Source organism: Bacillus sp. OV166, assembly GCF_900177675.1.
Taxonomy (GTDB): domain Bacteria; phylum Bacillota; class Bacilli; order Bacillales; family Cytobacillaceae; genus Neobacillus.
Genome location: NZ_FXWM01000001.1, coordinates 6,025,301 through 6,038,861, shown reverse-complemented (window position 1 = coordinate 6,038,861; position 13,561 = coordinate 6,025,301). Strand labels below are relative to the sequence as shown.

Here is a 13,561-nt window from a genome sequence, read left to right as displayed (position 1 = left end):
TAAAAATTGCACCTAGGAATCACTTTTTTAGTTACCAAGTGATTTACAAGTATCCACTTTATTGAAAAAGACCAACTTACTACAACTTTATTGGCACTTACTACAAAATTACGGACACTTACTACATATTTATTGAGACTTACGACGAAATTGTGGTCACTTACTACATACTTTTCCGAAACTCTGCCGGTTTTGGAGATATATCGGCCACTTCCGATTTTCCTCAATCACCCACCCCAATAAAACCTAAAAAAGCCAGGCGGTTAGCCTGACTCAGGTCATTGTCTCAATTCTCACTGCCTGCCTGTCAGCTATTCACTCCAACAAGCTCTTTTTTCCGTTCATCCCCGGAGTGATCAAACTCCTTGATCATCGCTATAAACGGTTCAATGAATTGAGGATCAAATTGTTTTCCAGAGCAGTCGCGCAATTCAGCGATCGCTTCATGGAAGGTTTTTGTTTTTTGATAAGGACGCTCGGTTGTCATTGCGTCAAAGGAATCGATCACACAGAGAATTCGCGCCAGCTTTGGAATCGATTTTCCTGCTAAGCCATATGGGTAGCCGTTCCCATCATAGCGTTCATGGTGGAGTTCAACTAGAGGAATCAAGTCTTCTAATTTCTTATTTGTTGAAATGATCTCTTTTCCATAGGTTACGTGCTTCTTCATCAATTCCCATTCATGAGACTCAAGCTTTCCTTTTTTATTTAAAATCTCCCGCGGGATTTCTATTTTTCCAATGTCATGGACAAGAGCTCCAAGTATCAGCGTTTTGCGTTCATGAACACTTAAGTTAAGCATCCGTGAAAAATCAACCGCATATTGGTAGACCCGTTTACTGTGGCGATAGGTATAGATATCTTTTGAGAGGAAGATCTTTAATTGAAACTCCGATTCCTCCAGCTCTTTTTCAAGTGAAAGCGAGTGATGAACGGAATATTCGGAAAGCCCATTATAGATTTGGACTAGATTTTTCCCTTGGTTCTTCGCCGCATACATCGCTTGATCCGCTTTGTTCAGAAGTTCAGAAATATTGTAGGTCTCTTTTTCACATTCGGCAATCCCAGATGAAAAGGACAAGCAGCCGTAAGGGAGACGTTCCACCCCTTTATAGTAGGTGTCATTTACTTTCTTCCGTAATTCATTCATGAACGAATAAGCTGTTTTACGATTGGTGTTTGGCATGATAATCGAAAATTCTTCGCCGCCATAGCGTGCAACGATAAAATTTGCCGCGTCGGACTCGGTTTTCAAAATGGCACCAAATTCCTGGAGCAGATGATCGCCTTGAATATGCCCGTACAAATCATTAAATTTTTTAAAATCATCGATATCAAGGATGACCACACTTAAAGACTGATCGGTTTCCTTTGCGATCGCTACTTCTTTTTCCAAAATTTCTTTAAAGTAACCGTGGTTATTGAGGCCTGTCAAGGTATCTTTGTTGGCTTTCTCGGAAATCTCTTTATATAAATTAAAATACTGTTTAAATGCTAATGATAATAAAAACGCAATACAGGTGAAAAGAGACAGACCGAATAATTCGTCGGGTTTCATTAAAATGACTAGGACTAATGAAAGTACAAGTGTGATAATATATGTGGCAGCTGTCTCTTCAATAATTTCCTTAAAAAAGTTTACGATGTTTTCAGATGTTGCCAATATGAAATAAATCCCAACTAATAGTAGATTTAGTGCAAAATAGGTGCAAAAAGAAAGTAAATAGGAAAGAATGTTATCGACACTGATCGGTCCAGTGATACCATTTGTATATATAAAAACATAATAGGCACTATTAATCATTAAAGAATAAACAGAGAAGTTAAACACATGTTTCCACCAGGCGATTTTTCGCTGGAATAAAGCAAATACAATGGAATGTATGAATAAAACAAGTAATGATGTATTTAGTCCAAACAAAAAAAGACTTGCTAGATAAATAGAAGAATCCATGGAAAGGGAATTACCCTTTGGAGGAATCAGTACGGTGTAGTAATTAAGCAATAAGATGGCACCGGAAAAAGAAAAAATAACAATCCAATCCATTTGAGAGTACTGTGGGATTTTAATTGAGAAAGTAAAAAACAAAATGCCTAAGACTGAAATTAAGAAAAGATATATATTTGCAGGTGTCTTTATATTACGCATACTCATCACTCTCATAAATAAATTTAGGAGAAGTAACAAAAATTACTTCTCCCTACCATTCTACTCTTATACTAATTTATATCCAGATGTTAAAGCAATAATAATTGAACCAATAATGATTGCATTGAAAAGAATTCCAGTTAATTTAATGCCTTTTTTTTGTTCATTTTTCATCTTTTTTCACCTCCTCTAAAGGAGACGGGTGTGTATTCACTCTTTTTGGCAACTGGATGATGAACCATGAGATGTTGGATGAAAAAGAAGATTCCAATATTCATAACGATATCACCGATACTGATGATTTGCGTTCGTGGATAGGGGTCTGTGATGGGAATAACATCGCCCAAAAATCCAAGATACGTAGAAGACGTTAGCATCGTATGCTATGGCGTATAGGCTTTCTTTAAGGACTTCGATATATTCAGGATCCAAAACGGCAGCTGCTTCCAATGAAACCGGCATTCTTCCGCCGTTGATCACCATGACTAAAAAATTGAGAAATACACCAATTAGAATGAGAGTAAATCCTGGGTTATTGCGGTTCATAAATAAAAATAGCAAACCGAGTACATATACCACAATGTAGATGTATCCGCTTACCTGTCCCAGAAATTTGTAATCGTTTTGGAGCATAAAAACGGCTAGTTCAACAACCAATAGGAGAGGAAAGATCCATCCCCACTTTAACTTTAGCTGTGCTAGAGCTCTTAGGTTCCCTTTTCGAAGAAACCCTACTATAAACGAAATAATGATGCCGTCAAATACCATCGTTGTTACCTACCTATGCTAGAATATATAACTAATAGAAGAAGTTCAAAAATTCCACAAAAAAAAAATATTCCCACAATAATATAATCAAAGATATTCGTCGAATGCAAGGGGATGTTGCTTGGTCTTGTGTCGAATATGTGTATATTCTGATGTCTTGACTCGAATACTCTTATTTCATAGGATTGTCCCACGATATAAACCGACTGGTAGGTGAATAGAATAGCTATTTATTACGTGAGTGCTTAGCTGTTCATTAGTAATCTCCAGAAAAGAGGTGTTTTAAAGACAGTTCTCGACATACTTTTCAGCCATTTAGAGAAATAAATCCAGGAATGGCACGTCCTGAACCCACTTTTAATCAAACGTTTATGCAGTAGGGAAAAGGGGGGGAATTAATAGAATGATGTAAGTTCAAGCGAAATCTGCCTGTTTTTGTGGAAATAATGGTTATTTCCTGCGGAATGATCCAGCGTAAACCGACAATTTCCCGCCTGCATTAGCAGGGGAAATCCTTATAGGCCAATACTTGCAGCTGTTTCAACCAAACGGTTGATTGAAAGGGAAACTTGGGGGAAATGGGTGAGATTTGTCATTTCATTGGATGGATTTGGAGTAAATAATCTACTAGCGGACATCCTAAAACCAGTTTTATAAATATGGAATAATCTAACTGATGATGAGATGGCTATAGTGGGAAAGCATGTATTAAAAGTGGAAAGGGATTTTATCAAGGGGATGGGAGAGTTGTGTATGCTAGATAAAGTAAAAGGTGGTCTTTTTGGAGTGGCGATTGGGGATGCCTTAGGAGCGACAACGGAATTTATGTCCCCAGAAGAAATTAAAAAAGAGTATGGTCGAGTGACGTCGATCATTGGTGGGGGCGTTTGGAAAGTAGAACCGGGGGAAACCACTGATGACATAAAGAGGTTCTATGTGACCGTGAAGGAAGAAAAAAGGAGAGTCCGGTCACATAGAGAGGTTCTAAACAAAATCAGCTAGTGTGATGCTCATTTCATTTTAGTAATATAGTTTTTTGAGCTCTTTCGCCGGTAAAACGAGTTTACGCGGTGAAATAATTTTGTTCTAGCGGGTTTCTCCATTCTTCTATTTTGTGCTATTTTTAAATATATCAAAAAGACATTTAATATAATGCCCATTGGAGGAAGTTTACATGTTAGGTGCCATTGAAGCAGGAGGAACAAAATTTGTTTGTGCAGTAGGGGATGAATCGGGTAAGATTCAGGAGCGTTTTCAAGTTTCTACAACCGTTCCTGAGGAGACCATTCCTTGGGTGATCGAATTTTTTAAAAAATATCCTATCCAAGCCATCGGAATTGGCTCGTTCGGGCCGATTGATGTGAACCGGGAAAGTCCAACTTATGGCATGATTACCACGACACCGAAAACAGCATGGAGGGACTTCCCATTTGTTGACACGTTCAAGGAGGCATTTTCGGTTCCAGTAGGATTCAATACGGATGTAAATGCTGCTGCATTGGGTGAATCTGTTCTGGGTGCTGCAAAAGGTCTGGATAGCTGCCTTTACATCACTGTTGGGACTGGCATTGGAGCAGGTGCGATTGTACAGGGGGAACTCTTGCAGGGGTGGTCACATCCTGAAATGGGTCACATTCTTGTAAGACGGCATCCGAATGATGAATACAAAGGCAAATGCCCATACCACGCTGATTGCCTGGAAGGTTTGGCTGCTGGACCCGCGATTGAAGAACGATGGGGTGCACAAGGAATCCATCTGGTGGAGCGTTCCGAAGTATGGGAAATGGAAGGGTACTATATTGCACAGGCACTTATGCAATATATACTGGTTCTCTCTCCTAAAAAAATTATTATTGGCGGCGGCGTTATGAACCAAAAGCAGGTATTCACGTCTATCTATAAGTTTCTATCGGAATTAATGAACGATTATATCACCTTACCAAAGCTTTCTAACTATATTGTGAGTCCTGGTCTAGGGGATAATGCCGGGATCACGGGGTCCCTTCTGCTTGCCCATCGAGCGTTACTTGAAGCTGGACTTGAAAAATAAACTTAAACCATCCTAATAAAAAGCGTAATAGGCGATGACCTATTACGTTTATTATTTTTTTCATAGATTCCCGGTCTTAACGAAGAATGGCTGGACGCCTTGAAATAAAGAGTGAGTAAATGCTGAAGCCATTTTTCTCCATTCCTTTCAGGCATTTTGAGGGATAGGTTCAGGACTGGAGAGTGGTGACACCACTTTTAATTAAACATTTGTGTAGTAGAGAAAAGGCGGGAAATTAATAGAATGATGGAAATTTAAGAGAAACCCATCAGAATTTGTGGAAAGGTGGGTTATTTCCTGCGGAATGATTTTGCGAATCTCGACAATTTCCCCTCAACCTTGGCAGGGAAAATACCTATAGAACCGTACTTACAGCTGTTTCAACTAAACGTTTGATTAGTATAGCATATATGGAATCACGTCGATTGGCTGTCGTTAGAAACAATAATTGTTCAAAGGCTATTTATCTCCTAATTTTAGGTCATTTTTCAACAATTAATTTATAAATTTGAAGGTATGAATACTTATTTATCAAGGGTTGAAGATACTTTTAATCAAACGATTGTTTGGAAGTAGGTTTCTTTTCAGTTGAAGAAGCATTGGAAATGGTTACTTGGAATAATTTCAGGCAAAGAATCGAGTATTGTTTAAACGAAAAACTTCATCCTTTTTATGTGGAGTGTTGATTTAGTTTTTTTAGTAGTTGTTAAAAGAATGGAACGGACAGGAGTTACAGTTGGTTTTTCTTTGGAGAATATTTCAGTAATCAACCCTAACTCGGAAATATTCACATACGAACAATCAGTCCATGCTAGAACTGATTGTTCATAAAATTATTTTTTGATACTGAAATTATCAGCTAACAACGTCCAGTTCGATGGATATGGATAGCCTAATGCCCAGTAACTAATTCCGCGGAGATTAAATTCCTTAGCCAAGTCGAACTTGGCTTGGGCGCTGCGGGCATCTTCAAACCAAACTTCATGGCCACGGCCTTTTTCATCGACGTAACGGAAAAATGGTGATTGGGTGGTGTCATCATATTGAATCGATGCCCCGTATTTTACCGCACGCGCAATCGCTTCTTGTGTACTAAATGTTTCTGCTTCTTGTCCTTTAACATGTGGAAGGAGCCAATCGCGGGCATAAATTTGGAACCCTAAGAATATTTTTTCTGCCGGCATAACGGTCCGTGCGTATTCCACGACACGTCTCATTTGGTTGATAGGAGAGATCGCCTGTGGCGGCCCTAATCGGTATCCCCATTCATAGGTCATCAGCACGACAAAATCTACAATTCTTCCATGTGCTTCATAATCATGTGCTTCATACAGCAGACCCGCTTGTGTCGCACTTTGCTTGGGTGCAACTGCCGTTGAGACAAAATATCCTCGCGGATGAAGACGGTCCACGGTTAGTTGGAGGAATAGATTGTAATTTTCGCGATCGGCTGGCAACACATTTTCAAAATCAATGTTTACTCCTTTATATCCCTTTTCATCCATAATCCGAAGCATATTTGTCAGTACCTTTTCACGTAATTCTGGACTAGATAAAAGGGTATGAGCCACGTTTGAGCCAGCTGCAGTTGAAGTGAAGTTTGTAATCGACATCATCGGTGTGACATTACTTGTTTTTGCTGCTTGAAGGGTTAACTCATCATGAACTGGAGTGAGATCCCCCTTTTCATTGATTAAGTAAGCAAATGGACTGATATACGTGAGCAACTGGCTAAGCTCCTTAACCGTTTCAGCCGCTGCTTGATCGGGTTGATAGGTATAGGCATTGACTTCGATGATTGGTTTCTTGATTGGTATTCTTAGCCGTGTACCCGAATAAATAAGGTTTGGATTTTGAATCTGATTTTCATCGATAATGGCTTGGACTGTTACCCCGTAACGATTTGCGATTTGCCATAATGTTTCCCCAGATTGGGTCACGTGTATCCGTGGAGGGATAATTAGTTTTGTCCCCGGATATAAAAGAGACGGATTTGTGAGTTGATTTGCCTGGATGATCGAGTTAATTTCCACCCCATATTGTTGTGAAATCGACCACAATGTATCACCGGATCTAATGATGTGTGATGTTCCGGGGACTGGGATTACTAGTGATTGCCCAACTAACAGCTGGTTCGGGTTTTGCAGCCCATTTGATTGAACAATTCCATTCATATTTACTTTGTAACGAGCAGCAATTTGCCAAAGCGTTTCACCGCTCCGGACCACATGGATCACCATCTGCCTCTCCTCCTGTTTCACTTCAATAATGTAACCTATGTGGGTTAGAAGGATTGGGTTAATTGTCTATATAAGTTTATGGGCACAGTTAGATTTTTTCGTAAAAAAGCTAATCATCGAATATTAGTGGGGATAAGTGAAATCAAATTATTCTTATTTTTCTATAGAAGTTATTGTATGATCCTCAAAGAAACGACATATAGTCTGAATGCTTAGTTTTTTGTAATAGTATTGACAGTTTTTCGACATAATTATAGAATTACATTGAAATATATGAATCTATGCTTTTCTAATACGGTTGATCGGGGGATCAACTAAACCAGCTTATTATTACACTTCCCATTCCAAAACATAACATCTTGCGTTCAAAAGTAGGATTGAAAAATTTCGGGAGTAATTTTCGTGATGTAATTGTTTTTTTGCACTAATTTGAAATCGTTTTCAATTTTTTTGACAATAAAATCCCGATGAAACAATACGAGCAGGTGTTATGTGAAGAAACTGAGTGAGGTAATATAAAAGGAGGAATTATTTTGGCAAAAAAGGTTTTAGAGGACTTCTTAACACCCCAACTGAACGAGTTGCGGGAAAACGGCCTCTACAATGTCATTGATACTGTAGGAGGACCAAACGGCCCTATAGTTACCATCAATGGCAAATCATTAATCAATATGTCATCCAATAACTATCTTGGCCTAGCCAATAATGAAAGAATGAAGCAAAAAGCGCATGAAGCAATCGAGGCATATGGGTTGGGGGCCGGTGCGGTCCGTACAATCAATGGTACATTGACAATCCATAATGAATTGGAGAAAACAATTGCCAAGTTCAAGCATACCGAAGCTGCCATTGCTTTCCAATCCGGGTTCAATTGCAACATGGGTGCCATTTCAGCCCTGATGACAAAGAAGGATGCAATTCTCTCAGATGAATTGAACCATGCATCGATTATTGATGGGTGCAGATTGTCAGGAGCGAAAATTATCCGCGTCAAGCACCAGGACATGGACGATTTGCGTCGAGTAGCGAAAGAGACAATTGAAAGCGGTTTATACGAAAAAGTCATGTACATCACAGACGGAGTTTTTTCAATGGACGGTGATGTAGCAAAGCTTCCGGAAATCGTTGAAATTGCTGATGAGTTTGGGTTAATCACGTATGTAGATGATGCTCATGGCTCTGGTGTAATGGGTAACGGTGCTGGTACGGTTAAGCATTTTGGCCTCTCAGACCGAATTGACTTACAGATTGGGACCCTTTCAAAAGCGATTGGCGTCGTAGGCGGATATGTAGCAGGTACAGAGCAGCTGATTGACTGGCTGAAAGTCCGCGCACGTCCTTTCCTGTTTTCAACCTCATTGACTCCGGGAGATGCGGCGGCATGTATCGAAGCTATCAATATCATGACCGAATCGACAGAAAAAGTTGAAAAGCTTTGGGAAAACGGAAGATATCTAAAAGAAGGCTTAAAGAACCTTGGTTTCGAAATTGGCCATTCCGAAACACCAATTACCCCATGCATCATAGGAAAAGAAGATCTGACCCAGTTATTTTCGCGCAGGCTGATGGAAGAAGGCGTTTATGCAAAATCGATCACCTTCCCAACAGTTCCGAGAGGTACAGGCAGGGTTAGGAATATGCCTACTGCTGCGCATACCAAGGAAATGCTCGATGAGGTTCTGGCGGTCTATGGAAAAATAGGCAAAGAATTGTCTATTATATAATCGTTTACAATTTCACAAACTATAACAGAGTTCTTGCTTCAGTTGAATAACTGTAAAATAAACCTCAGGAGGTCTCTAATATGAAAAAAATACTTATTACTGGCTGTCTCGGCCAAATCGGTTCTGAATTGACACACCGTCTCAGAGTAATGTACGGAACAGAAAACGTTGTTGCAACAGATATTCGCCATATCGAAGGCAATCCAGTCATCGAGGGTGGTACATTTGAAATACTTGATGTTATGGATTACGAAGCAATGCTAGGCCTTTGCAAAAAATATGAAGTTGACACCCTCATGCATCTTGCAGCCCTATTGTCGGCAGTAGGAGAAACCAAACCAAAATTCGCATGGGACCTAAATATGGGTGGCCTTATGAACGCCCTTGAAGTTTCCCGTGAGCTAAACCTGAAATTATTTATTCCGAGCTCCATCGCTGCTTTCGGACCAGGAACACCGGCAGATATGACACCGCAGGATACGGTACAAAGGCCTGCCACTATGTATGGTGTTACCAAGGTAGCTGGTGAATTGCTTTGTGACTACTATTTTACTAAATACGGTGTAGACGCACGCGGAGTAAGGTTCCCAGGACTGATTTCGTACAAGACTCTTCCAGGCGGGGGAACAACCGACTACGCAGTAGATATTTACTATGAAGCACTTAAGAACAAGAAATATACATCTTTCATTGGCAAAGGAACCTATATGGACATGATGTATATGCCTGATGCTATCGATGCAATCATTCAATTAATGGATGCTGATCCTTCAAGATTGAAGCACCGCAACGCATTTAACATCACTGCGATGAGCTTTGAGCCGGAACAAATTGCTGCATCAATTAGAAAATTCATTCCTGAATTCGAAATCTCATACAATGTTGACCCTGTACGCCAAGGCATTGCAAATTCATGGCCAAACAGCATTGATGCCTCTGCCGCACGTGAAGAATGGGATTTCAATCCTCAATACGACCTGGATCGTATGACAAAAGATATGCTGGAAAATTTATCAGAGAAATTAGGCATTCCTTTTAGAGAGCTTGCATTAACCTATTAATTATTAGTTTCCTTTCCTAAAACTATTTTATGAAAACTGGGGTAAAGGAAAGCGCTCTCTTCTATAAAAACTATTATAATTCATTTGCGAAAAAAAGACAAATGTATTTTCAGGATGGACTCTTTCATGTATATTAGAAATTTGAAATAAAGAGGGGGAAATTTAAATGGCAAACAAGGAATTGAATAGGGGTTTAAGTTCACGCCATATTCAGATGATTGCGTTGGGCGGAACGATTGGTGTAGGTCTATTTATGGGATCTTCAAGCACGATAGGCTGGACGGGTCCATCCGTAATGCTTGCTTATGCAATTACAGGAATTTTTCTATATTTGATTATGCGTGCCATGGGCGAAATGCTCTATTTGGAACCAAGTACAGGTTCATTCGCAACATTTGGCTATAAGTATATCCATCCAATAGCGGGATATATGACTGCCTGGAGCAACTGGTTCCAGTGGGTAGTTGTCGGCATGGCGGAAGTCATCGCAATCGGCACATATATGCATTATTGGTTTCCAGATCTTCCTGCGTGGATTCCAGGCCTTATCGCAATGGTTATCCTTGGGGCAGCAAACTTTATTTCTGTTAAATCATTTGGTGAGTTCGAATTTTGGTTTGCTTTGATTAAAGTAGTTACGATTGTATTGATGATTGTTGCAGGTTTCGGCCTGATTTTCTTCGGCTTTGGCAACGGAGGAGAATCAATCGGCCTATCAAACCTATGGAAAAATGGCGGCTTCTTTACTGGCGGAGTTAAAGGGTTCCTCTTTGCCCTAGCACTCGTTGTGGGTGCTTATCAAGGTGTTGAGCTTATCGGTATTACAGCTGGTGAAGCGAAAGATCCTCAGAAAACAATAAGGAACGCGATTCAAAGTACAATTTGGCGTATCCTCGTTTTCTATATTGGCGCAATTTTTGTTATTGTCACAGTTTATCCTTGGGATCAATTGACTTCTATCGGAAGCCCGTTCGTAGCAACTTTTGCAAAAATCGGTATTACAGCTGCAGCTGGAATCATTAACTTTGTGGTTATCACTGCTGCATTGTCAGGCTGCAACAGCGGTATCTACAGCGCAGGGCGCATGCTTTATACTCTTGGAGTCAATGGACAAGCTCCAAAAGCGTTTGCGAAGGTTTCAAGTAATGGGGTGCCTTTATTCGGTACAATTGGCGTACTGATCGGCCTTGGCTTTGGAGTTGTTTTAAGTTATATTGCACCGGAAAAACTGTTTGTGTACGTCTATGCTTCAAGTGTTCTTCCTGGGATGGTTCCTTGGTTTGTCATTCTGATCAGCCAAATCAAGTTCAGGAAAGTCCATGCTGCAAAAATGGCCGCCCATCCATTCAAAATGCCTTTTGCGCCTGTCACTAACTATCTGACAATTGGCTATCTGGTAGCGGTCCTTATCGGTATGTGGTTCAATGAGGACACTCGTGTATCGCTGATTGCGGGTATCGTGTTCCTGGCTATTGTGGCAATCAGTTTTTATGCTTTCGGAATAAACAAGCGTGTACCTGCGGATCTTCAAGCAGAGGATCTGAAAGAGAGGAAAGTGATCTAAACTCCTGACTGTTTGATTGTGGGAGAAACGGAAGGGTATAAGGAAGCTATTAATATAAGAAGCAATAAATAGGGACAGTTTTCATAAATTGTCCCTATTTTTCTTGCAGGCTGCATGCTAAGAAAACCAACGGAACATCTATGTAGAGAATCTTAATTATAGAACTCAGGTGAAAACAATGAAGTATCGATCAGCATTTGAAATCATTGGTCCAATTATGATTGGGCCTTCCAGTTCACATACAGCAGGTGCAGTCCGGATTGGCCGCGTTGCCCGAACCCTATTCGAGGGCCAGCCGAAAAAGGCTGTTCTCTCGCTTTACGGCTCATTTGCAAAAACGTATAAAGGACATGGAACTGACTTGGCTCTTGTTGCGGGCTTATTGGATTTTGATACGTTCGACGAGCGGATACCCGACACATTGGAAATAGCGGAACAATTGGGTATGGAGGTCATCTTTCAAGAGGAAGAGGCCATTACAGAACATCCAAACACAGTAAAGATTAATCTTTTTGATGAAGATAAAGAGTTGGAGATTATCGGCATCTCCATTGGCGGAGGAACCATTGAAATAACTGAAATCAATTCGTTCAAACTAAAATTATCGGGTGACCCTGCAATACTGGTCATTCATAATGACCGTTTTGGAGTAATCAGCTCTGTAACATCCATTCTTTCGCAAAATAAAATAAACATCAGTCATATGGAAGTGTCCAGGAAAGATAAAGGCGACATGGCAATCATGGTAATTGAGTCCGATGAAAAGCTAGATGACCAGGTGATCAACGGGGTGCAAAAGCTGGATAACGTTATAAGTGTAATCCGTATGGTTGTATAAATAGGTGTTTTCGGGCACGAACATAAATTAAGAGAAGACAGCAGGGGGAAATCCTATGTTTCGTAATGTAGCTGAACTTGTTTCGCTGGCGGAACAACGACAGGTTAAAATAGCCGAAATTATGATTCGGCAGGAAATAGAAGTGACTGGCCTTTCCCGTGAAGATGTGATTGCCAAAATGGATCAGAACCTGACGGTAATGGAACGGGCTATCGAACGGGGCTTAAATGGAGTAAAATCACGCACTGGACTCACAGGCGGAGATGCAGTATTGCTGCAAAACTATATTCAGAGCGGAAAGTCCCTTACGGGCACATTGCTGTTGGATGCGGTGAGCAAGGCGGTTGCCACGAATGAAGTCAATGCAGCAATGGGCACCATTTGTGCCACGCCAACTGCCGGTTCGGCCGGGGTTGTCCCGGGTACATTATTTGCGGTAAAGGATAAACTCAATCCAACTAGGCAGGAAATGATTGAATTTTTATTTACGGCAGCGGCGTTTGGGTTTGTCGTTGCAAACAATGCGTCCATTTCAGGGGCTGCAGGCGGTTGCCAGGCAGAGGTAGGTTCGGCTTCAGGTATGGCAGCAGCAGCAATCGTTGAAATGGCTGGCGGTACGCCAAAGCAATCAGCAGAAGCGATGGCCATCACCTTGAAAAATATGCTGGGTCTTGTTTGCGACCCGGTTGCCGGCCTCGTTGAAGTGCCTTGCGTGAAACGGAATGCAATGGGTGCATCGAATGCTTTGACAGCAGCCGATATGGCCCTTGCCGGGATAACCAGCAGGATTCCATGTGACGAAGTCATTGGAGCCATGTATGCAATAGGACAGTCAATGCCGGCTTCATTAAGGGAAACAGCCGAAGGCGGACTAGCGGCTACCCCGACCGGACGTAGGCTTGAAGCAGAAATCTTTGGCCAGCCTAAAGTAAAACTGATTGATTATTTAGTATAACTACTTCAAAAAGCTGCCGGTCATACTAGGCAGCTTAATTTTTGGTATCTATGAAGGAGAAACGGAATGCAAAAGGTCCATTGCAGATTCCCTGAAAACTTATAGCAAACTTTAATAAATATTCTGGATAAAAATGCTGCCACAAATAGCAAGTCATAAAAAAGTTCTAACCACGTCACTTTTTTCCTTCCACACTGGTAATGCCTCCCATA

At 40.8% G+C, this 13,561-nt stretch carries 8 protein-coding genes and 3 pseudogenes; 8 read left to right on the top strand and 3 right to left on the bottom strand.

Translation table 11 applies throughout. From position 1 onward, the window contains the following. Nucleotides 1-307 precede the first annotated feature (307 nt). Both CCK98_RS29605 and CCK98_RS29600 read right to left on the bottom strand, forming a co-directional pair. Nucleotides 308-2,149, bottom strand: coding sequence for a diguanylate cyclase (locus CCK98_RS29605; protein ID WP_088090591.1), 1,842 nt, complete (start codon nt 2,147-2,149; stop codon nt 308-310). 170 nt (nt 2,150-2,319) lie between these two features. Next, nucleotides 2,320-2,917, bottom strand: a pseudogene (locus CCK98_RS29600) (DUF5317 domain-containing protein). Nucleotides 2,918-3,670: 753 nt separating this feature from the next. Between CCK98_RS29600 and CCK98_RS29595 the strand changes: the two are divergent. From CCK98_RS29595 to CCK98_RS36595, 3 genes and pseudogenes are all read left to right on the top strand, one after another. Continuing rightward, nucleotides 3,671-3,838: pseudogene (locus CCK98_RS29595) on the top strand (ADP-ribosylglycohydrolase family protein); the annotation flags it as partial. A gap of 253 nt (nt 3,839-4,091) precedes the next feature. Continuing rightward, on the top strand, nt 4,092-4,967 hold the full coding sequence (locus CCK98_RS29590; RefSeq protein ID WP_088089874.1) for an ROK family protein: 876 nt from the start codon (nt 4,092-4,094) through the stop codon (nt 4,965-4,967). A 554-nt stretch (nt 4,968-5,521) separates the two neighbouring features. After that, a pseudogene (locus tag CCK98_RS36595) lies at nt 5,522-5,653 on the top strand (ADP-ribose pyrophosphatase); the annotation flags it as partial. A gap of 147 nt (nt 5,654-5,800) precedes the next feature. On the opposite strand, the gene CCK98_RS29580 reads toward CCK98_RS36595, so the two are convergent. Then, on the bottom strand, nt 5,801-7,207 hold the full coding sequence (locus CCK98_RS29580) for a LysM peptidoglycan-binding domain-containing protein (protein ID WP_088089873.1): 1,407 nt from the start codon (nt 7,205-7,207) through the stop codon (nt 5,801-5,803). Between the two features lie 533 nt (nt 7,208-7,740). Here CCK98_RS29580 and CCK98_RS29575 point away from each other — a divergent pair. The 5 genes from CCK98_RS29575 to sdaAA all read left to right on the top strand — a co-directional run bounded on the left by CCK98_RS29575 (nt 7,741) and on the right by sdaAA (nt 13,349). Further along, a complete protein-coding gene (locus CCK98_RS29575) occupies nt 7,741-8,931 on the top strand; it encodes a glycine C-acetyltransferase (RefSeq protein WP_088089872.1) in 1,191 nt (396 codons plus the stop codon). Nucleotides 8,932-9,011: 80 nt separating this feature from the next. Then, nucleotides 9,012-9,992, top strand: coding sequence for an L-threonine 3-dehydrogenase (locus CCK98_RS29570; RefSeq protein ID WP_088089871.1), 981 nt, complete (start codon nt 9,012-9,014; stop codon nt 9,990-9,992). 166 nt (nt 9,993-10,158) lie between these two features. Beyond that, the gene (locus CCK98_RS29565; protein WP_088089870.1) at nt 10,159-11,556 is read left to right on the top strand and encodes an amino acid permease; all 1,398 of its coding nucleotides are present in this window, start codon (nt 10,159-10,161) and stop codon (nt 11,554-11,556) included. A gap of 178 nt (nt 11,557-11,734) precedes the next feature. Further along, complete coding sequence (gene sdaAB, locus CCK98_RS29560; RefSeq protein WP_088089869.1) at nt 11,735-12,394, top strand: L-serine ammonia-lyase, iron-sulfur-dependent subunit beta; 660 nt, start codon at nt 11,735-11,737, stop codon at nt 12,392-12,394. A gap of 55 nt (nt 12,395-12,449) precedes the next feature. Next, a complete protein-coding gene (gene sdaAA / locus CCK98_RS29555) occupies nt 12,450-13,349 on the top strand; it encodes an L-serine ammonia-lyase, iron-sulfur-dependent, subunit alpha (RefSeq protein ID WP_088089868.1) in 900 nt (299 codons plus the stop codon). Nucleotides 13,350-13,561: the final 212 nt, after the last annotated feature.